Below are 23,960 nucleotides of genomic sequence, written 5' to 3' on the forward strand. Positions count from 1 at the left end.
CCGAAAGGGCCGGTAACAGACTGAAGGCTCCAGCGCCAGCACGGCGCCCGCCACGAGGAACGCCCCATGAGCTCCACCATCGCCGGGATCCGGATACCCGACAGCGCCCTGGCCCGAGCCACCACCGAGTACATCCGCGATGTCGAATCCGACCTGCTTTATCACCACTCGCGCCGGGTGTTCCTGTTCGGCGCCCTGAGCGGCGAACGCCGGCAGCTGGCTTACGACCCGCAGTTGCTCTACGTCGGCGCCATGTTCCACGACCTGGGGTTGGTGGAGGGCCTGCGCAGCGCCGACCAGCGCTTCGAAGTCGACGGCGCCAACGCCGCACGCGACTTTCTCCAGCCCTACGGCCTCAGCGCCGACGATATCGAGCAGGTCTGGCTGTCCATCGCCTTGCACACCACCCCAGGCATCCCCCAGCACCTGCGCCCTACCGTGGCCCTGGTCACCGCCGGGGTCGAGATGGATGTGCTGGGCATCGACTACGCCGCGTTCCCCGCGGCCCAGCGTGAAGCCGTGGTCCACGCCCACCCGCGCGGTGAAGGCTTCAAGGAATGCATCATCTGCGCCTTCGCCGACGGCCTGCGCCATCGCCCGCAAACCACCTTCGGCAACGTCAAGACCGACGTCCTGGCCGACCAGCAGCCAGGGTTCAAGGCGTTGAATTTCGTCGAGGTGATTCGCCGTTCACCCTGGCAATCCTGACCCACCACCAGCGTTTCAGGCGCTGGCTGGCCAGCGAAGAGCCCTGCAAGCCCAATCCCCTTCTGAAGGACGCTTGCCCCGGCAAGGGCCAATAAAAAACCTCGCTCCCGGAAACCGGGGCGAGGTTTTTTGATGACACAACTGCAACTCAGGCGGTTTCCGGCGCCTGGGCCCGACGCACGTCCGGCTGTTTCCAGGAATCGGCAGCGCTTTCCTCGATGGCCTGCTGGATCGCCCGCTTGCGGGCTTCTTCGGCGCGCCGGCTGAAGAACCAGACCAGGAAGGTCACCAGGGACACCGCCAGCAGGATCAGGCTGGCCACGGCGTTGATCTCAGGCTTCACCCCCAGGCGCACCGCCGAGAACACTTCCATCGGCAAGGTGGTGGAACCCGGGCCGGAAACGAAGCTGGCCAGTACCAGGTCATCCAGGGACAGGGCGAAGGACATCATGCCGCCCGCCGCCAGCGAAGGCGCGATCATCGGGATGGTGATCAGGAAGAACACCTTCCACGGCCGCGCGCCCAGGTCCATGGCCGCCTCTTCGATGGATAGGTCCAGCTCACGCAGGCGGGCCGACACCACCACTGCCACATAGGCGGCGCAGAACGTGGTGTGGGCGATCCAGATGGTGACGATGCCGCGCTCCTGAGGCCAGCCGACCGCCTGGGCCATGGCCACGAACAGCAGCAGCAAGGAAAGACCGGTGATCACTTCCGGCATCACCAGCGGCGCGGTGACCAGGCCACCGAACAGGGTACGGCCCTTGAAGCGGGTGATCCGGGTCAGCACGAACGCCGCCAGGGTGCCCAGTGCCACCGCCGCTACAGCGGTGTAGCAGGCGATTTCCAGGGAGCGCATCACCGAGCCCATCAGTTGCTGGTTATCCAGCAGGCCGATGTACCACTTGATTGACCAGCCGCCCCACACCGTCACCAGCTTGGAGGCGTTGAACGAGTAGATCACCAGGATCAGCATCGGCAGGTAGATGAACAACAGGCCGAGCACCAGCATCAGGCTGGAGAAACTGAAGCGCTTCATTCCTTGCCCTCCATTTCCTTGGCCTGACTGCGGTTGAACAGGATGATCGGCACAATCAGGATCGCCAGCATCACCACCGCCAGGGCGGATGCCACCGGCCAGTCACGGTTGTTGAAGAACTCTTGCCACAGCACCTTGCCGATCATCAGGGTTTCCGGACCGCCCAGCAGTTCCGGAATCACGAACTCACCCACCACCGGGATGAACACCAGCATGCAGCCGGCGATGATGCCGTTCTTGGACAGCGGCACGGTGATTTTCCAGAAGCTGTTGAAGGTACTCGAACCCAGGTCGGCCGCGGCCTCCAGCAGGCTGGTGTCGTGTTTCACCAGGTTCGCGTACAGCGGCAGGATCATGAACGGCAGGTAGGAATAGACCACACCGATATACACCGCGATGTTGGTGTTGAGGATCTGCAGCGGCTCGTTGATCCAGCCCATGGACATCAGGAAGCCATTGAGCAGGCCGTTGTTGCTGAGGATGCCCATCCAGGCATAGACGCGGATCAGGATCGCGGTCCAGGTCGGCATCATGATCAGCAGCACCAGCACCGTCTGCAATTCCTTGCGGGCACTGGCGATGGCGTAGGCCATCGGGTAGCCGATCAGCAGGCAGAGGATGGTGCTGAAGAACGCCATCTTCAGCGAGCCAAGGTAGGCGGCGATATAGAGTTCGTCGTCGCCGAGCATCGCGTAGTTGCCCAGGTTCAGCAGCAACTGCAGCTTCTGGTCGACGTAGCTGTAGATCTCGGTGTACGGCGGAATGGCCACGTCCGCTTCGGCGAAGCTGATCTTCAGGACGATGAAGAACGGCAGCATGAAGAACAGGAACAGCCAGATGAACGGAACCCCGATGACCAGCTGACGGCCACCGGGAATTATTCGATTGAGTCGGCGCTTGAGCTTTCGCATGTTCATGAGCGCAGTACCACGCCGCTGTCGTCTTCCCACCAGACGTAGACCTGGTCACCCCAGGTCGGCCGCGCACCACGGCGCTCGGCGTTGGCGACGAAGGATTGCACCAGCTTGCCGCTCGGCAGCTCGACGTAGAACACCGAGTGGCCGCCCAGGTAGGCAATGTCGTGGACCTTGCCGCTGGACCAGTTGTACTCGCAGGTCGGCATCTCGGCAGTCACCAGGAGCTTTTCCGGGCGGATCGCGTAGGTCACCGATTTGTCCTGCACCGAAGTGCTGATGCCGTGGCCGACATAGATGCTGCGGTCCAGGTCCTTGCAGGTGATCAGCGCGTGACCCTCGGCATCGTCCACCACTTCACCCTCGAAGATGTTGACGTTGCCGATGAATTCGCAGACCAGGCGGCTGACCGGGGTCTCGTAGATGTCGATCGGGCTGCCGATCTGGGCGATCCAGCCCAGGTGCATGATGGCGATGCGTTCGGCCATGGTCATGGCCTCTTCCTGGTCGTGGGTCACCATTACGCAGGTCACGCCCACGCGCTCGATGATCTCCACCAGTTCCAGTTGCATCTGCGAGCGCAGCTTCTTGTCCAGGGCGCCCATGGGCTCGTCCAGCAAGAGCAGCTTGGGACGCTTGGCCAGGGAACGGGCCAGGGCCACGCGCTGGCGCTGGCCGCCGGAGAGCTGGTGCGGCTTGCGCTTGGCGTACTGGCTCATCTGCACCAGCTTGAGCATCTCTGCCACCCGGGCGTCGATCTCGGCGGCAGGGATCTTGTCCTGCTTGAGGCCGAAGGCGATGTTCTGGGCCACGGTCATGTGGGGGAACAGGGCGTAGGACTGGAACATCATGTTGATCGGCCGCTCGTAGGGCGGCATGTCAGTGATGTCTACACCATCGAGGAAGATTCGCCCCTCCGTTGGCCGTTCGAAACCGGCCAGCATCCGCAGCAAGGTGGACTTGCCTGAACCCGAACCGCCGAGCAGGGCGAAGATCTCGCCCTTCTTGATTTCCAGGGACACATCGTCCACGGCAACCGTCTCGTCGAACTTCTTCGTGACCCGGTCGATTTTGACCAGCACCTGCTTAGGTGTCTGGTCGCCCTCGAGGGCTTTCTTATAGGCGCCGGAGGCAACTGCCATTTGCGAAACTCCCAACAAAATTTGCAGCCCGCCCCATGCGGGCGGACCTTGGATAGTTTGAGCCTGTGGAACTATTTACCCGTCTTGACCTTGGTCCAGCTGCGGGTCATCAAGCGTTGGATATTGGGTGGCAACTCGGTGGACACGTAGGTCTTGTCGAGCACTTCCTGCGGTGGGTAGACCGCTTCGTCGGTGCGGATGGACTGCTCCATCAGCTTGTCCGACCCGGGGTTGGGGTTGGCATAACCGACATAGTCACTGACCTGAGCGATCACTTCAGGTTGCAGCAAATAGTTGATGAAGGCGTGGGCCTGCTTGACGTTGGTCGAATCCTTGGGGATCGCCAGCATGTCGAACCACAGGGCACCGCCCTCCTTCGGAATCGCATAGGCGATGTTCACACCCTTGCCGGCATCGGCGGCCCGGGCCTTGGCCTGGAACACATCGCCGGAAAACCCGATGGCCACGCAGATATTGCCGTTGGCCAGGTCCGAGATGTACTTGGACGAATGGAAGTAGGTCACGTAAGGACGCACTGCCAGTAACGTGGCCTCGGCCTTCTTGTAGTCCTGGGGGTTGGTGCTGTTGGCGTTCAGGCCCAGGTAGTTGAGGACCGTGGGCATCATCTCGTCGGCGGAGTCGAGGAAGGCCACGCCGCAGCTGTTGAGCTTCTTGATGTTCTCCGGCTCGAACAGCACGCTCCAGGAATCGATCTTGTCCACGCCCAGGGCGGCCTTGACCTTGTCGACGTTGTAGCCGATGCCGTTGGTACCCCACAGGTACGGCACCGCGTACTGGTTGCCCGGGTCGTTCATTTCCAGACGCTTGAGCAGTACCGGGTCAAGGTTCGAATAGTGGGTCAGCAGGCTCTTGTCGAGCTTCTGGAAAGCCCCGGCCTTGATCTGCTTGCCCAGGAAGTGGTTGGACGGCACGACCACGTCATAACCGGTACGGCCGGCCAGCAACTTGCCTTCCAGGGTTTCATTGGAATCGAATACGTCATACACCGGCTTGATACCGGTGGCCTTTTCAAACTCGGCCAGGGTGTTCTGACCGATGTAATCGGACCAGTTATAAATATGCACGGTCGGTGCAGCCTGGACGCCAGCCATCAGCGTCAGGCCGGCGGCGGCCAGCATGGCTTTGCGAAATAAAGAAATAGGCAAGTGGAGGTCCTCTTAAATAGTTGGGCCCAAGTTGCCCCGCGCTACCTGACAGCCTCCAAGCTGCCCAGCAACAAAACCGGCGCGCAACTTACCCTCGATAAACCAATCCAGCAAAACTTTCTGTCATTTAATTGTTTCCTGTTGCCGCCCTCGCCACGACGACGGCAACAGGGAGTGCTGCAAATCGGCTTATTTGCCGGATTTGATCTTGGTCCAGCTGCGGGTCAGGATGCGCTGGGTCGCGGCCGGCAGGTCGGCGATCGCGTACAGCTTGGCCTGCACCTCAGCTGGCGGGTAGACGCCCGGGTCGCTGGTGATGTCTTTATCGACCAATGGGGTTGCAGCCGCGTTACCGTTGGGGAAACGCACGGCGTTGGTGATTTCGGCCATGACTTCAGGCTTTTGCAGGAAGGTCATGAACTTGTAGGCGCCTTCGACGTTTTCCGCGTCTTTGGGGATGGCCACCATGTCATAGAAGCTGCCAGCACCCTCTTTGGGGATGTTGTAGCTGACCTTGACCTTGTCACCGGCTTCGGCGGCACGGGCCTTGGCCTGGTAGATGTCGCCCGAGTAACCCACGGCGACGCAGATGTTGCCGTTGGCCAGGTCGGAGATGTACTTGGAGGAGTGGAAGTAGGCGATCGAAGGACGGATCTTGAGGAACAGCGCTTCGGCTTCAGCCAGTTGCTTCTTGTCCTGGCTGTCGGTCGGGTAGCCCAGGTAGTGCAGCGCCACCGGAATCATCTCGGTTGGCGAATCGAGGAAGCTGACGCCGCAGGCCTTCAGCTTCTCAGCGTTCTCAGGCTTGAACAGCAGGTCCCAGGAGTTGGTCGGTGCATCGGCACCCAGCGCGGCCTTGACCTTCTCGGCGTTGAAGCCGATACCGATCGAGCCCCACATGTAAGGGAAGGCATGCTTGTTGCCCGGGTCGCTCACCGAAACCGCCTTGAGCAGCGATTCGTTGAGGTTCTTCCAGTTCGGCAACTTGGAGCGGTCCAGTTCCTGGTAGACACCGGCCTTAATCTGCTTGGCCAGGAAGTTGTTGGAAGGCACCACAACGTCATAACCGGACTTGCCGGCGAGCAACTTGGCTTCCAGGGTTTCATTGCTGTCGAACACGTCGTAGACAACCTTGATGCCCGACTCGGCTTCAAACTTCTTGATAGTGTCCGGCGCGATGTAATCGGACCAGTTGTAAACGTGCAGCACTTTATCGTCCGCTTGTGCCGCCGCCGCCATCACGCCCATCAGGGACATGGCGAGGAGGGTCTTGCCAGCTAACTTCATACCTAATGCCTTCATGCGTAATGCTCCAATTATTCTTTTTAACCACTCGCTCAGCGGCCAATATCCGGGCAACCAAAACGGCGGGTAGTCTGGCAAGATCCAAGGCCGGCTTTCAAGAAAAGACCAGGCTTTTACATCTGCTTTGAACGCAGTGCCCGCAAGCACCGCGCTCAAAGCCTAGCACTCAGCCCTCGAGCACACTCAAGGTCAGGTCCAGACACTTGCGCGCCTTGGCCACCAGCTCGTCGATCTCCGCCTCGCTGATCACCAGGGGCGGCGCAATGATCATGGTGTCACCCACCGCGCGCATGATCAGGCCGTTGTCGAAGCAGAACTGCCGGCAGATCATGCCCACGCCTCGGCCTTCGTAACGCGCCCGGGTGGCCTTGTCCTTGACCAGTTCGATGGCCCCCAGCAGCCCTACCCCGCGAACCTCGCCCACCAGCGGGTGGTCGCTCAACTCGCGCAGACGTTTCTGCAAATACGGTGCCGCTTTTTCATGGGCGCGCTGGATAATTTTCTCTTCGCGCATGATGCGGATGTTTTCCAGGGCCACGGCAGCGGCCACCGGGTGCCCGGAATAGGTGAAACCGTGGTTGAAGTCGCCGCCCTCGTTGAGCACCGCCACCACTTCGTCGCGCACGATCAGCCCACCCATGGGGATGTAGCCGGAGGTCAGGCCCTTGGCGATGGTCATCATGTCCGGCTTGAGGTCGTAGAAATCGCTACCGAACCACTCACCGGTGCGCCCGAAGCCACAGATCACTTCATCGGCGACGAACAGGATGTCGTACTTGGCAAGGATTTCCTTGATCCGCGGCCAGTAGCTGTCCGGCGGTACGATCACGCCACCGGCGCCCTGGATCGGTTCGGCGATAAAGGCCCCGACATTGTCCACGCCCAGTTCGAGGATCTTCTCTTCGAGCTGGTTGGCGGCCCAGATACCGAACTCTTCGGGGCTCATGTCGCCGCCTTCGGCGAACCAGTAAGGCTGCGGGATGTGGACGATACCCGGGATCGGCAAGTCGCCCTGCTCGTGCATGTAGGTCATGCCGCCGAGGCTGGCACCGGCCACAGTGGAACCGTGGTAGCCATTGACCCGGCTGATGATGGTTTTCTTGTTCGGCTGGCCCTTGATCGCCCAGTAGTGGCGGACCATGCGCAGCATGGTGTCGTTGCCTTCGGAGCCGGAACCGGTGAAGAACACGTGGTTCATGCCTTCTGGCGCGATATCGGCGATCGCCTTGGACAGCTCCAGCACCGGTGGGTGGGCAGTCTGGAAGAACAGGTTGTAATAGGGCAGTTCGCGCATTTGCTTGCTGGCGGCTTCCGCCAGTTCGTCACGGCCATAGCCGATGGCTACGCACCACAGGCCGGCCATGCCGTCGAGAATCTGATTGCCTTCACTGTCCCAGAGGTACACACCCTTGGCATGGGTGATGATCCGCGGGCCCTTTTCCTTCAGTTGCTTGAAGTCACTGAACGGTGCCAGGTGGTGATCACTGCTGAGGGTTTGCCACTCGCGGGTTTGCGGGTTTTTATGAGTCATCAATCTCTCCTTAGTGTCAGTGAAGGCGCCACTGGCGGGCAGTGGCGCCCGGCGGATCAGACGGCGAACAACAGGAACTCCCGCTCCCACGAGCTGATCACGCGCTTGAAGTTTTCGTGCTCGGCCCGCTTCACCGCGACATAGCCGGTGATGAACTTCTGGCCCAGGTACTTCTCGATGGTCTTGCTGTTTTCCATGCGCTCCAGCGCGTCTTCGATGGTCAGTGGCAGGCGCAGGTTGCGGCGCTCGTAGCCACGGCCCACCACGGGCGCGCTCGGGTTGTGGCCTTCGACCATGCCGATGTAGCCACACAGCAGGCTGGCGGCGATGGCCAGGTACGGGTTGGCGTCGGCGCCCGGCAGGCGGTTTTCCACGCGACGGTTCTGTGGCCCGGCATCCGGCACCCGCAGGCCCACGGTGCGGTTCTCTTCGCCCCACTCGACGTTCACCGGCGCCGAGGTATCGGGCAGGAAACGACGGAACGAGTTGACGTTGGGGGCGAACAGCGGCAGCAGCTCGGGAATGAACTTCTGCAAACCACCGATGTGGTTGAGGAACAGCTGGCTCATGGTCCCGTCTTCATTGGAGAAGACGTTCTTGCCGGTGTTGATGTCGATGATGCTCTGGTGCAGGTGCATGGCGCTGCCGGGCTCGCCGGTCATGGGCTTGGCCATGAAGGTGGCGGCCACGTCGTGCTTGAGCGCGGCTTCGCGCATGGTGCGCTTGAACACCAGGATCTGGTCGGCCAGGGACAGGGCATCGCCGTGACGGAAGTTGATCTCCATCTGCGCCGTGCCGTCCTCGTGGATCAGCGTGTCCAGGTCCAGCTCCTGCAGTTCGCACCAGTCGTAGACGTCTTCGAACAGCGGGTCGAATTCGTTCGCAGCCTCAATGGAGAACGACTGGCGCCCGGTTTCCGGGCGGCCGGAGCGGCCGATCGGCGGCTGCAGCGGGTAGTCCGGGTCGTCGCTGCGCTTGGTCAGGTAGAACTCCATCTCCGGCGCCACGATGGGCTGCCAGCCGTGGTCGGCGTAGAGTTTCAGGACTTTCTTCAGGACGTTGCGCGGCGACAGCTCGATGGGGTTGCCCTGCTTGTCGTAGGTGTCATGGATCACCTGGGCAGTGGGCTCGATGGCCCAGGGCACAAGGTACACCGCGTTCTGGTCCGGGCGGCAGACCATGTCGATGTCGGCCGGGTCCAGCAGTTCGTAATAAATGTCGTCTTCGACATAGTCGCCGGTCACGGTCTGCAGCAGCACGCTCTCGGGCAGGCGCATGCCTTTTTCGGCAATGAACTTGTTGGTCGGCGAGATCTTGCCCCGGGTGATCCCGGTCAAATCGCCGATCATGCATTCGACTTCTGTGATCTTGTGGTCTTTCAACCAATCGGTGAGCTGGTCGAGGTTGTTACTCATAAATGCCTCTAGGCTGAGTTTCCTGACTCTCTATTAAGTCAGGCCTTGTGTGACGCTTCGGCGTCGCGTTGTCTTGCCCGCTTGCGGCAGGCATCACCAAAAGCCTGGAAGATGGCCAGGTAGTGAGGGTTGCAGCTTACCTGCCATTCGGGGTGCCATTGCACCCCTAGTGCAAAAGCCTTGCTGGCTTCTACCGAGACCGCCTCTACCAACCCGTCGGGAGCCAGCGCCTCGACCCGCAGCCCCGGGGCCAGACGCTCGACGCCCTGGGCATGGATCGAGTTGACTTGAATCCGCTCCGGCAGGCCCAGCTCCGCCAGAACACCACCTGCCTTGATATGCAGGTCGTGGGCCGGCGCGTACCAGGCGTCCAGGGGTTGGCCGGGCTGTTCGGCGTGCCGGTGGTCCATGAAAGGCTGCACCTGCTGCACGTTCTGATGCAGGCTGCCGCCCAGGGCCACGTTCATTTCCTGGAAGCCGCGGCAGATGCCCAGCACCGGAACGCCACTCGCGACGGCGGCGCTCAGCAGCGGCAGGGTGGCAGCATCCCGTGCAGAATCATGAGCAGTGCCCGGCGCGCTGGCAGGCCCCTGGTAATGGAAAGGTTCGATATTGGAGGGAGAGCCGGTAAAGAGAATGCCGTCCAGACCGTCCAGAATATCGGACGGGGAAAGCAGTTCCGCCATGGACGGGATAATCACCGGCACGCCCTGGGCTGCGCTGGCTACTGCGTGGACATACTCGTCGCCACTGATGTGATAAGCATGCAGACCGATCTGCCTGGAGCAGGCGGTGACGCCGATTAACGGCAGGCGAGACATGAAACACCCCGGTATTATTGCTGTTATGGGTTTGATTCGAGCTTAGCCTTGTTCATTTTTTTACACAACACCCCCGTAAAAAATACAACACGGCCCGCTCAAGCCTGCGGTGCCCAAGGCGGCCGAGCCCCAAAAAACGCCCTGTTTTGCCCCAAAAGAGCCTTGCCAGCCCTTTATTAGGGCATAAAAGGCCTTACTTGACTTCGGCATGCCGTTCGGGTTGACTGAAACCAGAAAAGATCAATGATTGATATTTTTAACAACAAAGGTGTTGCATCATGTCGGTACCCCCGCGTGCCGTTCAGCTCAACGAAGCGAACGCGTTCCTTAAGGAACATCCTGAGGTTCTGTACGTTGACCTTCTGATTGCGGATATGAATGGTGTGGTGCGCGGCAAGCGCATCGAACGCACCAGCCTCCACAAGGTTTACGAGAAAGGCATCAACCTGCCGGCCTCCCTGTTTGCCCTGGATATCAATGGCTCTACGGTGGAAAGCACCGGCCTGGGTCTGGACATCGGCGACGCCGACCGGATCTGCTATCCAATCCCCGATACCCTGTGCAACGAGCCCTGGCAGAAGCGCCCTACCGCGCAATTGCTGATGACCATGCACGAACTCGAAGGCGACCCCTTCTTTGCCGATCCACGGGAAGTCCTGCGCCAGGTGGTAACCAAGTTCGACGAACTGGGCCTGACCATCTGCGCCGCTTTCGAGCTGGAGTTCTACCTGATCGACCAGGAGAACGTGAACGGCCGGCCACAGCCACCACGCTCGCCGATTTCCGGCAAGCGCCCGCACTCCACACAGGTCTACCTGATCGACGACCTCGACGAATACGTCGACTGCCTCCAGGACATCCTGGAAGGTGCCAAGGAACAAGGCATCCCGGCCGACGCCATCGTCAAGGAAAGTGCCCCGGCACAATTCGAAGTCAACCTGCACCACGTGGCCGACCCGATCAAGGCCTGCGACTACGCGGTCCTGCTCAAGCGCCTGATCAAGAACATCGCCTACGACCATGAGATGGACACTACCTTCATGGCCAAGCCTTACCCGGGCCAGGCGGGCAACGGTCTGCACGTTCACATTTCGGTTCTGGACAAAGATGGCAAGAACATCTTCGCCAGCGAGGATCCCGAGCAGAACGCCGCACTGCGTCACGCGATCGGCGGTGTGCTCGAGACCCTACCGGCGCAGATGGCCTTCCTCTGCCCGAACGTCAACTCCTATCGCCGTTTCGGCGCGCAGTTCTATGTGCCGAACTCGCCGAGCTGGGGCCTGGACAACCGTACCGTGGCCATTCGCGTCCCGACCGGCTCGGCCGATGCAGTGCGCATCGAACACCGGGTCGCCGGCGCCGACGCCAACCCCTATCTGCTGATGGCTTCGGTCCTGGCGGGCGTGCACCACGGCCTGACCAACAAGATCGAGCCGGGGGCGCCTACCGAAGGCAACTCCTACGAGCAGAACGAGCAGAGCCTGCCGAACAACCTGCGTGATGCCCTGCGCGAGTTGGACGACAGCGAAGTCATGGCCAAGTACATCGATCCGAAATACATCGATATCTTCGTCGCCTGCAAGGAAAGTGAGTTGGAGGAGTTCGAACACTCCATCTCCGACCTCGAGTACAACTGGTACCTGCACACCGTGTAAGCGCCAGCTGCATTGAAGAACGCCGCAGGGTTCATCCCGGCGGCGTTTTTTTATGCCCGTGATTCGGATGCGCCCAGGCTGCGGCTACAGGGACAACGGCCCACTCGCGTACAATGCCCGCTGCCCTGTAGGAGAGACTGATGACGCGCACCGCCCCGCTTCGCAAACCCCGTGCACGCAGCCAGGCCCGGATCGACTCCATACTCGACGCCGCACGGACCCTGCTGGCGGCCGAGGGCGTGGCCAGCCTGTCGATCTACAGCGTGGCCGACAAGGCGCAGATCCCGCCATCCTCGGTCTATCACTTCTTCGCCAGCGTCCCGGCCCTGCTGGAAGCCCTTACCGCCGATGTCCACGCGGCGTTCCGCGCCTGCCTGCTGGAACCTATCGACCATGAGCGGCTCAGCAGCTGGCGCGACCTGTCACGCCTGGTGGAGCAACGCATGCTCGACATCTACGGCGAGGACGCGGCGGCCCGCCAACTGATCCTCGCCCAGCACGGCCTGACCGAAGTCACCCAGGCCGACCGCCAGCACGACATCGAGCTGGGGGACCTGATGCACAAGCTGTTCGATCATCATTTCGAGTTGCCGACGCTACCCGTCGATGTCGACGTGTTCGCCCTGGCCATGGAGCTGGGAGATCGGGTGTATGCCCGCTCCGTGCAGCAGCACGGGCAGATCACCCCGCGCATGGCCGAGGAAGGCATGCGCGTCTTCGATGCCTACCTGGGCCTGTACCTGCCGCCCTACCTGGCCAAGCGCCCCACCCCGCCCTGAACGCCGGTTCAGGCCTGACGCAGCAGCAACCGGTCGATGCTGTGGTCCGCCGACTTGTGGATGATCAGGTTGGCTCGCTCCCGAGTCGGCAGGATGTTTTCAACCAGGTTCTTCAGGTTGACCCGGTCCCAGGTATCGGAGGCCACTGACAGCGCCTCGGAATCGGACAGGCCCTTGTACTTGTTGAAGTAGGAATCCCCCGACTGGAAGGCAGTGTTCTTCAGGTAGACGAACCGCTCCAGGTACCAGGTCTTGATGGTCGCTTCGGGAGCGTCGACATAGATCGAGAAGTCGATGAAATCCAGGGCGTTCAGGCCCTCGCCCTGCTCCCCCTGCAACACATTCAAGCCTTCCAGGATGATGATGTCCGGCGCCTCCACCGACTGCGCCTCATCGGCCAGGATGTCGTAGCGCACATGGGAATAGATGGGAATCCGCACCGCTTCGCCCCGGCGGCACACCGCCTGGAGAAAATCCAAGAACAGCGGTTCGTCATAGGACTCTGGAAAGCCCTTGCGGTGCAGGATGTTTTTTTCCTGCAGAGTGGCCAGCGGGAACAGGAACGAATCCGTGGTCACCAGGTGCACATTGGGCTTGCCCGGCCAATAGGCCAGCAGCGCCGCCAGGACCCGGGCAAAACTGCTCTTGCCCACCGCCACGCTGCCGGAAACACCGATCACGTAGGGGGCCTTGAAACCGGTCTGCGGCACCTTCAGCGATTGCACCTGCGCCGCATGCAAATGCAGCAGGCGCGACAGCGGCAGGAGGATCTGCCGCACTTCTTCGGACGCCATGGGCTGGGTCGGACTGGTCAGCGTCTCCATCTCGGATGGCGCAAGACTCATCGGCTCACCGGCCCGCAGAGCGGCCCAATGGTCGCGATCGAACTCCAGATACCCCACATTTGGACCCTGCTCTGTTGTCATGTTTACTGTTCAGGTCTTGCCGAAAGCAGGGAAAGTATCAAATCTGACCGGTATTTACAGCGCCCATGAAAAAGCCCCGAAGGGCTCGCACCGTTCGGGGCCGTGATCGGGCGCCGTTCACAACTTGGCGATCGATACCTCGGTGGACTTCACAAAGGCGATCACTTCGCTGCCAATCGACAGCTCCAGCTCTTTCACCGAGCGGGTGGTGATCACCGAAGTGACAATGCCGGAAGCGGTCTGCACGTCGATTTCCGACAGCACGTCGCCTTCGACGATTTCCTTGATGGTGCCCTTGAACTGGTTGCGTACGTTGATGGCCTTGATGGTCATGGTGTTTCTCCTGGGGTCGAAATGAGCGGCTGTTTTAAAGAGCCCAGCGCAGTTGCGTGGGCAAGGGTGAAACGGGTTCCGGTTCCGGCGGCGAGCCGGGCAATGACAGCACGCGGTTGAGGACTTCGGTCTCCAGCGCCGCCAGGCGATGGGAACCCCGTACCCGCGGGCGTGGCAGCTCGACGTGCAGGTCGAGACCGACCTCGCCATCTTCGATCAGGATCACCCGATCGGCGATCGCCACCGCTTCGCTGACATCGTGGGTGACCAGCAGCACGGTGAAGCCATGCTGCTGCCACAGGCGTTCGATCAACTGCTGCATCTCGATCCGCGTCAGGGCATCCAGCGCCCCCAGCGGCTCGTCCAGCAGCAACAGCCGCGGCTGGTGGATCAGGGCGCGGGCCAGGGCCACGCGCTGCTTCTGCCCACCGGACAGGGCCGCCGGCCAATCCTGGGCGCGGTCCGCCAGGCCCACGGCTTCCAGAGCTTGCAGGGCTTGGGGGCGCCAGTTGCCCTTGAGCCCGAGCCCGACGTTATCGATGACTTTTTTCCAGGGCAGCAGGCGCGCCTCCTGGAACATCAACCGGGTGTCTTCAATGGCAGCACTCAAGGGCGCGGAACCGGCCAACAGTTCGCCAGCACTGGGCTGGTCGAGACCGGCCAGCAGGCGCAGCAAGGTACTTTTGCCGCAGCCGCTGCGCCCCACCACCGCCACGAACTGGCCGGCGGGAATGTGCAGGTCGATTTCCCGCAGCACCTGCCGCGAGCCGAAGGTCTTTTGCAGTTTGCGCACCGCCAGGGGAATGCCCTGCAGCAGCCGCGGAGGTTGTTGAGCCGTCATTGGGCACCGCCTTTGGCGACCTGGTAGGCCGGATGCCAGCGCAGCCAGACCCGCTCCAGGCCACGCGCGGCCAGGTCCGCCAGCTTGCCGAGCACCGCGTACAGAACGATCGCCAGCACCACCACGTCGGTCTGCAGGAACTCCCGGGCGTTCATTGCCAGGTAGCCGATGCCGGAGCTGGCGGAAATGGTTTCGGCGACGATCAGGGTCAGCCACATGAAGCCCAGGGCAAAGCGCACCCCCACCAGGATCGAAGGCAGGGCGCCGGGCAGGATCACCTGGCGGAACAGGGCGAAGCCGGACAGGCCGTAGCTGCGCGCCATCTCCACCAGTGCCGGGTCGACGTTGCGGATGCCGTGGTAGGTGTTGAGGTAGATCGGGAACAGCGTGCCCAGGGCCACCAGGAAAATCTTCGCCGACTCATCGATGCCGAACCACAGGATCACCAGGGGAATCAGCGCCAGGTGCGGCACATTGCGGATCATCTGTACCGAGCTGTCCAGCAGCCGCTCACCCCATTTCGACAGGCCGGTGATAAAGCCCAGCGCCAGGCCGATGCCGCCACCAATGACAAAACCCAGGCCGGCGCGCCAGCCGCTGATGGCCAGGTGGGTCCAGATATCGCCACTGCGTACCAGGCTGACTCCGGCCTCGATCACCGCGCTGGGGGCCGGCAGGATACGGGTCGACAGCCAGCCCGCCGACACCGACAGTTGCCACACCGCCAACAACAGCAGCGGCAGGCCCCAAGGCGCCAGACGCTGCACTATGCGTTGTCCGTTCATGGCCGCACCTCAGCTCTGGGACACGGCTTTGGGAATGATGTCGTTGGCGACCATCTCCCCGAACGGGCTGACGTAACCCGCCGCCTCAGGCAGCTTGGGACGTTCGATGTCCAGGTGCGGGAACAGCAGTTCGGCCACCCGGTAAGCCTCCTCCAGGTGCGGATAGCCGGAGAAGATGAAGGTGTCGATGCCCAGGTCCGCATACTCCTGCATGCGTGCCGCCACGGTAGGGCCGTCGCCCACCAGGGCCGTACCGGCACCGCCGCGCACCAGGCCGACCCCGGCCCAGAGGTTGGGGCTGACTTCCAACTGGTCGCGGCGGCCGCCATGCAAGGCGGCCATGCGCTGCTGGCCTACGGAATCGAAGCGCGCCAGGGACGCCTGGGCCCGGGCGATGGTGTCGTCGTCCAGATGGGAAATCAGCCGCTCGGCAGCCTGCCAGGCCTCGGCGTTGGTTTCCCGCACAATCACGTGCAGGCGGATGCCGAAGCGTACGGTACGCCCGAGTTTGGCGGCCTTGTCCCGCACCTGCTGGATCTTCTCGGCCACCGCGGCCGGCGGCTCGCCCCAGGTCAGGACCATCTCCACCTGCTCGGCGGCCAGGTCCTGGGCCGCTTCCGAGGAGCCACCAAAGTACAGCGGCGGACGGGGTTGCTGCAGCGGCGGATAGAGCAGCTTGGCGCCCTTCACGCTGATGTGCTGGCCGTCGTAGTCCACGGTTTCACCTTCCAGCACCCGGCGCCAGATACGGGTGAACTCCACCGAAGCCTGGTAGCGCTCCTCATGGTCGAGGAACAGGCCGTCGCCGGCCAGTTCGTCCGGATCCCCCCCGGTCACCAGGTTGAACAGCGCCCGGCCGCCGGACAACCGGTCCAGGGTCGCTGCCTGGCGCGCCGCTACCGTCGGGGAGATGATCCCCGGGCGCAGGGCCACGAGGAACTTCAGACGCTGGGTCACTGGGATCAGCGACGCCGCCACCAGCCAGGAGTCCTCGCAGGAGCGCCCGGTGGGGATCAGCACGCCGCCGAACCCCAGGCGATCAGCGGCCTGGGCGATCTGCTGCAGGTAAGCATGATCGACGGCGCGAGCGCCTTCGGCGGTGCCAAGGTAATGGCCGTCGCCGTGGGTAGGCAGGAACCAGAAGATATTGAGGCTCATGGAGTTGTCTCCTAAGGGGTCGAATTACGGCGCTTTGGCCACGGCGGCGGTGGGCGTCCAGATCACGTCTTTGATGCTCAACGGCTTGGGAATCAGCTTGAGCTGGTAGAAGCTGTCGGCGATTTTCTGCTGCGCGGCGATCACTTCCGGGGTCAGGAAGCCCGCGCCATAGCCCTGGCGCTTAACCGAAGTGAGGGTGATGTCGGCCGGCAGGCCCAAAAGCGGTGCCACCTGTTGGGTGACCTCCTGCGGATTGCCCTTGGACCACTCGCCCACCGCCCGCACTTCTTCCACCAGGGCGGTAATCACCTCGGGATGCTGTTGCGCGTAGGGTTTGGTGGCCAGGTAGAACTGGTGGTTGTCGACGATGCCCGAGCCGTCACGCAGGGTGCGAGCCTGTAGCTGCTGCTCGGCGGCTGCCTGGTAGGGGTCCCAGATGGCCCAGGCATCGACGCTGCCCCGCTCGAATGCGGCGCGGGCATCAGCCGGCGGCAGGAACACGGTCTGGATATCACTGTATTTCAGGCCGGCGTCTTCCAGAGCGCGGACCAGCAGGTAATGGACGTTGGAGCCCTTGTTCAGCACCACCTTCTTGCCCTTGAGGTCCTGCACCGACTGGATCGGCGAACCCTTGGGCACCAGGATCGCTTCGCTATGGGGGGCCGGCGGCTCGTAGGCCACATACAGCAGGTCGGCACCGGCGGCCTGGGCAAAGACTGGCGGGGTCTCGCCGGTCACGCCGAAGTCGATGGACCCGACATTGAGGCCCTCCAGCAACTGTGGGCCTCCGGGAAATTCAGTCCATTGCACCTCGACGCCCTGCTGCGCCAGGCGCTTCTCCAGGGAGCCCTTGGCCTTGAGCAGCACCAGGGTGCCGTACTTCTGATAACCGATCCGCAAGGTCTCGGCCTGAGCTTGAACAATGGCGCCGAAGGACACAGCCGCAGCAAACAGAGCGACCAGACCGCGACGCAAAATGACAGGGCGCATGGCGCTCTCCTTTTTGCTGTGGGGTTATGGCTGCACCTGCTTGCCCGTTGGCGGGCGAGTAAGGCGAGTATTTCAATCGGGGGTGAGGCTCAAATGCTCCAGCGAGCACTCAACAGGCGTTCATTGAGCAGATGCGGATCCAGCGGCTTGGGGCGACGGGCCATGGCGCTGTGGAACTGCTCGAGCGCTTCTTTCAAGCGTTGCTCCAGGGCCTCGGCCAATTGCGGCTGGGCGCTGCCCTCGCCGTAGGCGATCTGGCTGTCCTCGGCAAAGATGCCCTGGAGCATCTCCTGGGCCTTGAGGGCCGAAAGCACCGGCTTCAATGCATAATCCACCGCCAGCATGTGGGCAATGCTGCCGCCGGTAGCCATGGGCAGCACCACCTTGTGGCTCAGGGCCCGCTCGGGCAGCAGGTCGAGCAGGGTTTTCAGGGCCCCGGAAAACGACGCTTTGTACACCGGAGTCGCAATCAGCAGGCCGTCGGCCTGTTCGATCTGTTGCAGCAGGTCGATGACCTTGGGGCTGTCGAAGCGCGCGTGGAGCAGATCCTCGGCCGGGAAGTCCCGTACCTGGTAGCTGACCACTTCCACGCCTTGCTGCTGTAACCAGCGCTTGGCCAACTCCAGCAGCACCCCGGAACGGGAGCGTTGGCTGGGACTGCCACCGAGAGAGACCACCAGCATGCAGAGAATTCCTTGAACGAAGAAAGCGATTCGCGGGATGCGATCTCGCCGGACTGGAGAGACCTTAACAGCCTATTTTTATATCCATAAATCTTATTTATTCATTTGTTTATTCCTTAAAAACATATAAGAAAATATTTTCCGCAGGCAAAAAAATAGGCCGTCGGAACGGCCTTAAAACCCCTGCTTTATGGATCTGTTGCTCCTGCGTGCTTCGTAGGAGCGGGCTTGCCCGCGAAAGGGTCCGCGAAACTTGCGCCAGCCTCACGACCGCCTTTGTCGGCAAGCGAGCTCCTACGGCGGTTGGTGTATCAGCGGTTAGGTTGCGGCGTCAGGCGCAGATAGGGCTTCACTGCGCGATAGCCCTTTGGAAAGCGACGCTTGATCTCTTCCTCGTCCTTGAGCGAAGGCACGATCACCACTTCGTCACCGTCCTGCCAGTTGGCCGGGGTGGCCACCTTGTAGTTGTCGGTGAGTTGAAGCGAATCGATTACCCGCAGGATTTCGTGGAAGTTGCGCCCGGTGCTGGCCGGGTAGGTGATGGTCAGGCGAATCTTCTTGTTCGGGTCGATGACGAACAGCGAGCGTACGGTCAGGGTGTCGTTGGCATTGGGGTGGATCAGGTCATAGAGGTCCGAGACCTTGCGATCGGCATCCGCCAGGATCGGGAAGTTGACCCGGGTGTCCTGGGTCTCGTTGATGTCTTCGATCCACTTGTGATGGGAGTCCACCGGGTCCACCGAGAGGGCAATGGCCTTCACCCCGCGTTGAGCGAATTCGTCCTTGAGCTTGGCGGTAAAGCCCAACTCGGTGGTGCACACCGGCGTGAAGTCCGCCGGATGGGAAAACAGCACGCCCCAGCTATCGCCCAGCCACTCGTGGAAACGAATCTTGCCGGCACTGGAATCCTGTTCGAAGTCGGGGGCGATGTCGCCCAGTCTGAGGCTCATGGGTGCTGCTCCTGTGAGTGCGTGATGAAGCTACTCTGCCTGCACGGGAGACTATTTAAAAAGAATATATATCGATTTATTAATAACTGAATTGAATATTAAAAATCTCTTCACTGGACTCGCGGACAAGCGAAGACCACCCTTCTCAACAAGGTTCGAGAAGGCCTTGAGTAGCTGTAAAAAGAGGGGGATTCAGGAAGGGCTCACGGGGGTGGGCCTGACTTGAAACAACACCTCGCCCGGCATTGCGCCGGGCGAGGCTTTATCACGCTATTACAGCAGCGGGATCGAATAGCTGACGATCAGGCGGTTTTCGTCCTGATCGCGCTGGCCCGGGATGTCGTTGCGCCACATGGCGTTTTTCCAGGTCAGCCCCAGGTTTTTCAGTGGACCTTCCGGAATAACGTAAGCGACGGTCAGGTCACGTTCCCACTCGCTGCGGCCGCTGCCAGCCACTGGGTGCGCCGCAGTGTTGGCGATGGTATCGATATTGTCGCCACGCAGGTAAACCACACCAGCGGTCAGGCCAGGTGCACCCAATTTGGCGAAGTCGTAGGAGTAGCGAGCTTGCCAGGTACGCTCGCCGGCACGGGCGAACTTCTGGATTTGCATGTCGGTGATGATGTAAGCCGACGAGCCATCACCCTGATTCAGCCAGGGGAAGTCACTGCTGCCATTACTGACCTGATAGCCGCCGCCGAAGGTGTGACCGGCAACCGAGTACAGGAACAAGCCGCTGTACAGGTTATTGTCTACCTTGCCACGACCGGCACGGAAGCCCTGGTAGTTACCCGAGCTGAAGTAGGCCGAATCATGGCCATTGGCACCGTCATCGGAGCTGTTGAAGTAACGCAGATCGGACTTCAATACGCCCGGACCGATTGCCCAGTTGTGGGTCAGACCCAGGAAATGCTGCTTGTAAAAGTCTTCCAGGTTGCCGTAGTAGTACTGAGCGGTCAGGTCTTTGGTGATCTTATAGTCACCACCGGCATAGATGAATTTGTTGCTATCGCGAAAGTTCACACCGCGGCTGTTGGCGCCGGCAATGGACAGCTCTTCATTGTTGCTGGAGTTACGACCTTTGGCGTGCTCAATCTGGCCACCGATCAAGGTCAGATCCTTGATGTCGTTGGTGGTGATCTGTCCGCCCTGAAAGGTTTGCGGCAGCATGCGACCGTCGTTGGTAATGATCACCGGCAGTTTTGGCTGCAGGGTGCCCAGCTTCAGCTCTGTCTGCGAGATCTTGGCCTTGGCGGTCAGGCCCAGGCTGGAGTAGTTATCAACGGCTTCGCCATTGGACTTGCTTGGGAAAACGGTGCCGCCATAAGAGGAAGTAGTAGCGCCGTTAGTGCCGCCGCCCGAGTCCAGCTTGATCCCCAGCAGACCGATAGCGTCGAGGCCAAAACCTACGGTGCCTTGGGTGTAGCCAGAGGTGAAGTTGAGCTGGAAGCCTTGGCCCCACTCTTCGTTCTTGCTCTGAACCCCGGCCGCCTTGTTAGCAGCGCTATTAGCCTGACTATCGCGGTTGTCGGTATTGATGTAGAAGTTACGCAGCCCCAAGGTAGCCTTGCTGTCTTCGATGAAACCGGCGGCGCCTGCCTGCTGCGCCAAAACCCCTACGGCCACAGCCAGGGCCAAGGTGGACTTGTTCATGTTTCGCTCCTCTCGTTTCTAATTCTTGTGGTTCCTGGCCCCGGATCGAACGCCCGGGTGCCACAGATGCGCGATTAGCGCCAGACCGTGACTGATAAGTCAATCGTAACGACCTGTGTCTACGACCATGGTCTAATCGCAGTGATTTGGTCCATGCAGGGTAATGAATTACTCATAAACCCAAAAAGAATTGTTTAATTCTTTTTCATACCTTTCAGGAATAAAGCTCGCCATTATCAGACGACGAATCGCAGCGTAGACGCTCGCAAGCTTATTTCTGAAAAATATTCCCCTGACTCAGCCCCCCAAGATCCCCTGCGTGTACAAACGCAAAACGTCATTCAGGATCAAAAAAGCGACGCAATCATGGCTAAGAGCCTATCCTCCCGTCAATTTGTTACAGTTTTTGTATCGAAATGAAATTTTTCTGACATGTGCAACTGGCCGCCACGGTTCGATCAATTGATCGGGCCGTGGCGGCCAGTTGCGCAAAGAGGCGGGTTCAGAGGGCTTTTTCGAAGATCTTCGAATTGCGCTGGTAGTTGTACAGCGAGGCCCGGGCCGATGGCAGGCGCTCGACACTGCTGGGCACGAAACCCCGCTCGCGGAACCAGTGAGCGGTACGAGTGGTGAGGACGAACAGCGTCTTCAAGCCCTGGGCCCGAGCGCGGGTCTCGATCCTTTCCAGCAGCTCGTCGCCACGCTTGCCATGGCGGTACTCGGGGTTCACCGCCAGGCACGCCAGCTCACCGGCATCGGAATCGGCAATCTGGTACAGGGCCGCGCAGGCGATGATCATGCCCTCGCGCTCCACCACACTGAACTGCTCGATCTCGCGCTCCAGCACCTCGCGGGAACGCCGCACCAGGATGCCCTGCTCTTCCAGCGGGCTGATCAGCTCCAGCAAGCCGCCCACGTCCTCGATCGCCGCCTCGCGCACCCGCTCGAACTGTTCCTGGGCCACCAGGGTGCCGCCGCCGTCGCGGGTGAAGAGCTCGGTCAGCAAGGCGCCGTCCTCGGCGTAGCTGACGATATGGCTGCGTCCGACCCCGCCGCGGCACGCCTCGGCGGCGGCATCCAGCAGCTCGGCCTGATAGTTGCCCCCCAGGCGCTGCAAATGCGCCGGCACCTGTTGCGGGCGCAATTCGCGCACCAGCTTGCCGTTTTCATCCAGCAGGCCCGGGTCGGCGCCGAACAGCAGTAGTTTGTCGGCCCCAAGGTCGATGGCGGCGCGAGTGGCCACGTCTTCGCAGGCCAGGTTGAAGGTTTCCCCGGTGGGGGAATAACCCAGGGGCGAGAGCAGGACGATGGAACGCTCGTCCAGCAGGCGATTGATGCCTTTGCGATCGACCCTGCGCACTTCGCCGGTGTGGTGATAGTCGACGCCTTCCAGCACGCCGATCGGACGGGCAGTCACCAGGTTGCCGCTGGCCACCCGCAACCGCGAGCCCTGCATCGGTGAAGAGGCCATGTCCATGGACAGGCGCGCCTCGATAGCGATGCGCAACTGGCCCACGGCATCGATCACGCACTCCAGGGTTGCCGCGTCGGTGATCCTAAGGCCGTGATGGTAATGGGGCGTCAGGCCACGGGCCGCCAGGCGAGCTTCGATCTGTGGGCGCGAGCCGTGCACCAGCACCAGGCGCACCCCCAGGCTGTGGAGCAGCACCAGGTCGTGGACGATATTGCCGAAGTTGGGGTGTTCAACGCCGTCGCCGGGCAGCATGACCACGAAGGTGCAGTCGCGGTGGGCATTGATATAGGGAGACGCGTGGCGAAGCCAATTGACGTATTCGGGCATGAACCTGAGCCTGTAAATAAAAAGCAGCCTATGAAAGGACGAAACGGAAAACTCACAGCGGGCTGATGGTTATCGTCGGAACAGGCTTGGCAACACGCTTACTCTCCTCATGGGTACGGACAAGGCCACCGGCAATTTACTGAAATTGGGCCGGCGTCAGGCAGTAATGTTCAATCAATTCACGCAATAGATGCACGGTAGGCTGCAAGCGTGACATTTCGAGGTACTCCCCCGGCTGGTGGGCACAGGCGATATCACCCGGGCCGAGCACCAGGGTCTCGCAGCCAAGGCGCTGAAGATAAGGTGCTTCGGTGCCAAACGCTACTGCTTCGGCACGATGCCCGGTCAACCGCTCTGCCACTCGCACCAACTCGGCATCCTCGGGCTGCTCGAAAGGCGGGACCGCGGGGAACAGCGGCGCATAGTCGATCTTCACTTCATGGCGTTCGGCAATCGGCTTGAGCTTCTGCCGGATGGCCTCGCGCAGCACGTCCGGATCCATGCCCGGTAGGGGCCGCAGGTCGAACTCCAGGGAACACTGGCCACAGATGCGGTTGGGGTTGTCGCCGCCATGGATGCAGCCGAAGTTCAGGGTCGGTTGCGGGACGCTGAACTGCGCATTGCGGTACTCGCGCTGCCACAGCAACCGCAGGCCCCGCAGCTCGCCAATGGCATCGTGCATGGCTTCCAGGGCACTGCGACCCAGGCTTGGGTCCGACGAATGGCCGCTGCGGCCGAGGATCTCGATGCGCTCCATCATCACCCCCTTGTGCAGGCGAATCGGCTTGAGCCCCGTAGGCTCGCCGATCACCGCCGCGCGCCCCAGGGGTCGGCCGGCTTGCGCCAAGGCCCGCGCCCCGGCCATGGAGCTTTCTTCGTCGCAAGTGGCGAGGACCAGCAGCGGCTGCTTGAAAGGCTGATCCAGCAGGGGCCGCACTGCCTCGATGATCAGGGCGAAGAAACCCTTCATGTCGCAACTGCCCAGGCCGACCCAGCGGCCGTCGACTTCGGTCAGCTTCAAGGGGTCGGTCTGCCACAGCGCGCTGTCATAGGGCACGGTATCGCTGTGCCCGGCCAGTACCAGGCCGCCAGGGCCACTGCCGAAACTGGCCAGCAGGTTGAACTTGCCGGGGCTGACCTGCTGGATGTCACAGGCAAAACCCAGGTCGCCGAGCCAACCGGCCAGCAGGTCGATCACCGCACGGTTGGATTGATCCAGTGCTGCTTGAGTGCAGCTCACCGATGGCGCGGCGATCAGCGCGGCAAACTGATCCTTCATGGACGGCAGGGGCATGAGCTGTCTCCGGGAATCCCAATGTGAGGCCCATCATAGAGGCATCCCGCAAGCGGAAGGAACCGCCGCGG

Annotated in this window: 22 protein-coding genes; 3 read left to right on the forward strand and 19 right to left on the reverse strand. The window is 61.6% G+C overall.

Going from position 1 to position 23,960, the window contains the following annotated elements; genetic code table 11:
* Positions 1 to 66: 66 nt before the first annotated feature.
* Positions 67 to 708: an HD domain-containing protein gene (locus AC1RL5_RS11465; RefSeq protein ID WP_011064094.1), complete on the forward strand. Its 642-nt coding sequence runs from the start codon at positions 67 to 69 to the stop codon at positions 706 to 708.
* A gap of 148 nt (positions 709 to 856) precedes the next feature.
* Here AC1RL5_RS11465 and AC1RL5_RS11470 read toward each other — a convergent pair whose 3' ends face one another.
* The 8 genes from AC1RL5_RS11470 to AC1RL5_RS11505 form a co-directional block, all read right to left on the reverse strand.
* Positions 857 to 1,747, reverse strand: coding sequence for an ABC transporter permease subunit (locus AC1RL5_RS11470; RefSeq protein ID WP_011064095.1), 891 nt, complete (start codon positions 1,745 to 1,747; stop codon positions 857 to 859).
* Positions 1,744 to 2,625, reverse strand: a complete 882-nt coding sequence (locus AC1RL5_RS11475) for an ABC transporter permease subunit (protein ID WP_169892555.1) — start codon at positions 2,623 to 2,625, stop codon at positions 1,744 to 1,746. The genes AC1RL5_RS11470 and AC1RL5_RS11475 overlap by 4 nt, the downstream gene beginning before the upstream one ends.
* 35 nt (positions 2,626 to 2,660) lie before the next feature.
* A complete protein-coding gene (locus AC1RL5_RS11480) occupies positions 2,661 to 3,803 on the reverse strand; it encodes an ABC transporter ATP-binding protein (RefSeq protein ID WP_041120308.1) in 1,143 nt (380 codons plus the stop codon).
* A 71-nt stretch (positions 3,804 to 3,874) separates the two neighbouring features.
* Positions 3,875 to 4,969 (reverse strand): polyamine ABC transporter substrate-binding protein, encoded by a 1,095-nt coding sequence (locus tag AC1RL5_RS11485; RefSeq protein WP_015637412.1) that lies wholly within the window; start codon positions 4,967 to 4,969, stop codon positions 3,875 to 3,877.
* 189 nt (positions 4,970 to 5,158) lie between these two features.
* Positions 5,159 to 6,256, reverse strand: a complete 1,098-nt coding sequence (locus AC1RL5_RS11490; RefSeq protein WP_026020018.1) for a polyamine ABC transporter substrate-binding protein — start codon at positions 6,254 to 6,256, stop codon at positions 5,159 to 5,161.
* A 184-nt stretch (positions 6,257 to 6,440) separates the two neighbouring features.
* Positions 6,441 to 7,805 (reverse strand): aspartate aminotransferase family protein, encoded by a 1,365-nt coding sequence (locus tag AC1RL5_RS11495; RefSeq protein WP_011064100.1) that lies wholly within the window; start codon positions 7,803 to 7,805, stop codon positions 6,441 to 6,443.
* Between the two features lie 56 nt (positions 7,806 to 7,861).
* Entirely contained in the window at positions 7,862 to 9,220 is a 1,359-nt protein-coding gene (locus tag AC1RL5_RS11500; protein WP_011064101.1) for a glutamine synthetase family protein, read from the reverse strand.
* A 38-nt stretch (positions 9,221 to 9,258) separates the two neighbouring features.
* Positions 9,259 to 10,041, reverse strand: a complete 783-nt coding sequence (locus AC1RL5_RS11505; protein ID WP_053160360.1) for a gamma-glutamyl-gamma-aminobutyrate hydrolase family protein — start codon at positions 10,039 to 10,041, stop codon at positions 9,259 to 9,261.
* A gap of 278 nt (positions 10,042 to 10,319) precedes the next feature.
* On the opposite strand from AC1RL5_RS11505, the gene AC1RL5_RS11510 reads away from it, so the two are divergent.
* Positions 10,320 to 11,696 (forward strand): glutamine synthetase family protein, encoded by a 1,377-nt coding sequence (locus AC1RL5_RS11510; protein ID WP_011064103.1) that lies wholly within the window; start codon positions 10,320 to 10,322, stop codon positions 11,694 to 11,696.
* Positions 11,697 to 11,836: 140 nt separating this feature from the next.
* A complete protein-coding gene (locus AC1RL5_RS11515) occupies positions 11,837 to 12,475 on the forward strand; it encodes a TetR/AcrR family transcriptional regulator (RefSeq protein WP_011064104.1) in 639 nt (212 codons plus the stop codon).
* Positions 12,476 to 12,483: 8 nt separating this feature from the next.
* Here AC1RL5_RS11515 and coaA read toward each other — a convergent pair whose 3' ends face one another.
* The 11 genes from coaA to argE form a co-directional block, all read right to left on the reverse strand.
* The gene (gene coaA / locus AC1RL5_RS11520) at positions 12,484 to 13,401 is read right to left on the reverse strand and encodes a type I pantothenate kinase (protein WP_145713362.1); all 918 of its coding nucleotides are present in this window, start codon (positions 13,399 to 13,401) and stop codon (positions 12,484 to 12,486) included.
* A gap of 117 nt (positions 13,402 to 13,518) precedes the next feature.
* A complete protein-coding gene (locus tag AC1RL5_RS11525) occupies positions 13,519 to 13,734 on the reverse strand; it encodes a TOBE domain-containing protein (protein ID WP_011064106.1) in 216 nt (71 codons plus the stop codon).
* A gap of 34 nt (positions 13,735 to 13,768) precedes the next feature.
* Positions 13,769 to 14,575, reverse strand: a complete 807-nt coding sequence (gene ssuB / locus AC1RL5_RS11530; protein ID WP_492589335.1) for an aliphatic sulfonates ABC transporter ATP-binding protein — start codon at positions 14,573 to 14,575, stop codon at positions 13,769 to 13,771.
* Positions 14,572 to 15,360, reverse strand: coding sequence for an aliphatic sulfonate ABC transporter permease SsuC (ssuC, locus tag AC1RL5_RS11535; RefSeq protein ID WP_011064108.1), 789 nt, complete (start codon positions 15,358 to 15,360; stop codon positions 14,572 to 14,574). The genes ssuB and ssuC overlap by 4 nt, the downstream gene beginning before the upstream one ends.
* A gap of 9 nt (positions 15,361 to 15,369) precedes the next feature.
* Positions 15,370 to 16,518 carry an FMNH2-dependent alkanesulfonate monooxygenase gene (ssuD, locus tag AC1RL5_RS11540; protein ID WP_015637415.1) on the reverse strand — a complete coding sequence of 383 codons (1,149 nt, stop codon included), beginning with the start codon at positions 16,516 to 16,518 and terminating at the stop codon, positions 15,370 to 15,372.
* A gap of 24 nt (positions 16,519 to 16,542) precedes the next feature.
* Complete coding sequence (locus AC1RL5_RS11545) at positions 16,543 to 17,508, reverse strand: sulfonate ABC transporter substrate-binding protein (protein WP_011064110.1); 966 nt, start codon at positions 17,506 to 17,508, stop codon at positions 16,543 to 16,545.
* A gap of 89 nt (positions 17,509 to 17,597) precedes the next feature.
* Positions 17,598 to 18,191: an NADPH-dependent FMN reductase gene (gene ssuE, locus AC1RL5_RS11550; RefSeq protein WP_011064111.1), complete on the reverse strand. Its 594-nt coding sequence runs from the start codon at positions 18,189 to 18,191 to the stop codon at positions 17,598 to 17,600.
* Between the two features lie 311 nt (positions 18,192 to 18,502).
* The gene (locus AC1RL5_RS11555) at positions 18,503 to 19,141 is read right to left on the reverse strand and encodes a peroxiredoxin (protein ID WP_072443515.1); all 639 of its coding nucleotides are present in this window, start codon (positions 19,139 to 19,141) and stop codon (positions 18,503 to 18,505) included.
* 273 nt (positions 19,142 to 19,414) lie between these two features.
* Entirely contained in the window at positions 19,415 to 20,794 is a 1,380-nt protein-coding gene (locus tag AC1RL5_RS11560) for an OprD family porin (RefSeq protein ID WP_093405419.1), read from the reverse strand.
* Between the two features lie 502 nt (positions 20,795 to 21,296).
* On the reverse strand, positions 21,297 to 22,595 hold the full coding sequence (argA, locus tag AC1RL5_RS11565) for an amino-acid N-acetyltransferase (protein ID WP_011064114.1): 1,299 nt from the start codon (positions 22,593 to 22,595) through the stop codon (positions 21,297 to 21,299).
* A gap of 136 nt (positions 22,596 to 22,731) precedes the next feature.
* Positions 22,732 to 23,889 (reverse strand): acetylornithine deacetylase, encoded by a 1,158-nt coding sequence (argE, locus tag AC1RL5_RS11570; protein WP_011064115.1) that lies wholly within the window; start codon positions 23,887 to 23,889, stop codon positions 22,732 to 22,734.
* Between the last annotated feature and the right edge of the window lie 71 nt (positions 23,890 to 23,960).

The organism is Pseudomonas sp. GW822-FHT06D10 (assembly GCF_058799535.1).

What these genes read in the sequence shown, in the direction of transcription:
- AC1RL5_RS11465 (WP_011064094.1), top strand. Translation starts at nt 67, where the DNA reads ATGAGCTCCACCATCGCCGGGATCCGGATACCCGACAGCGCCCTGGCC.
- AC1RL5_RS11470 (WP_011064095.1), bottom strand. Translation starts at nt 1,747, where the DNA reads ATGAAGCGCTTCAGTTTCTCCAGCCTGATGCTGGTGCTCGGCCTGTTG.
- AC1RL5_RS11480 (WP_041120308.1), bottom strand. Translation starts at nt 3,803, where the DNA reads ATGGCAGTTGCCTCCGGCGCCTATAAGAAAGCCCTCGAGGGCGACCAG.
- AC1RL5_RS11490 (WP_026020018.1), bottom strand. Translation starts at nt 6,256, where the DNA reads ATGAAGTTAGCTGGCAAGACCCTCCTCGCCATGTCCCTGATGGGCGTG.
- AC1RL5_RS11495 (WP_011064100.1), bottom strand. Translation starts at nt 7,805, where the DNA reads ATGACTCATAAAAACCCGCAAACCCGCGAGTGGCAAACCCTCAGCAGT.
- AC1RL5_RS11500 (WP_011064101.1), bottom strand. Translation starts at nt 9,220, where the DNA reads ATGAGTAACAACCTCGACCAGCTCACCGATTGGTTGAAAGACCACAAG.
- AC1RL5_RS11505 (WP_053160360.1), bottom strand. Translation starts at nt 10,041, where the DNA reads ATGTCTCGCCTGCCGTTAATCGGCGTCACCGCCTGCTCCAGGCAGATC.
- AC1RL5_RS11510 (WP_011064103.1), top strand. Translation starts at nt 10,320, where the DNA reads ATGTCGGTACCCCCGCGTGCCGTTCAGCTCAACGAAGCGAACGCGTTC.
- AC1RL5_RS11515 (WP_011064104.1), top strand. Translation starts at nt 11,837, where the DNA reads ATGACGCGCACCGCCCCGCTTCGCAAACCCCGTGCACGCAGCCAGGCC.
- coaA (WP_145713362.1), bottom strand. Translation starts at nt 13,401, where the DNA reads ATGACAACAGAGCAGGGTCCAAATGTGGGGTATCTGGAGTTCGATCGC.
- AC1RL5_RS11525 (WP_011064106.1), bottom strand. Translation starts at nt 13,734, where the DNA reads ATGACCATCAAGGCCATCAACGTACGCAACCAGTTCAAGGGCACCATC.
- ssuB (WP_492589335.1), bottom strand. Translation starts at nt 14,575, where the DNA reads ATGACGGCTCAACAACCTCCGCGGCTGCTGCAGGGCATTCCCCTGGCG.
- ssuC (WP_011064108.1), bottom strand. Translation starts at nt 15,360, where the DNA reads ATGAACGGACAACGCATAGTGCAGCGTCTGGCGCCTTGGGGCCTGCCG.
- ssuD (WP_015637415.1), bottom strand. Translation starts at nt 16,518, where the DNA reads ATGAGCCTCAATATCTTCTGGTTCCTGCCTACCCACGGCGACGGCCAT.
- AC1RL5_RS11545 (WP_011064110.1), bottom strand. Translation starts at nt 17,508, where the DNA reads ATGCGCCCTGTCATTTTGCGTCGCGGTCTGGTCGCTCTGTTTGCTGCG.
- ssuE (WP_011064111.1), bottom strand. Translation starts at nt 18,191, where the DNA reads ATGCTGGTGGTCTCTCTCGGTGGCAGTCCCAGCCAACGCTCCCGTTCC.
- AC1RL5_RS11555 (WP_072443515.1), bottom strand. Translation starts at nt 19,141, where the DNA reads ATGAGCCTCAGACTGGGCGACATCGCCCCCGACTTCGAACAGGATTCC.
- AC1RL5_RS11560 (WP_093405419.1), bottom strand. Translation starts at nt 20,794, where the DNA reads ATGAACAAGTCCACCTTGGCCCTGGCTGTGGCCGTAGGGGTTTTGGCG.
- argA (WP_011064114.1), bottom strand. Translation starts at nt 22,595, where the DNA reads ATGCCCGAATACGTCAATTGGCTTCGCCACGCGTCTCCCTATATCAAT.
- argE (WP_011064115.1), bottom strand. Translation starts at nt 23,889, where the DNA reads ATGCCCCTGCCGTCCATGAAGGATCAGTTTGCCGCGCTGATCGCCGCG.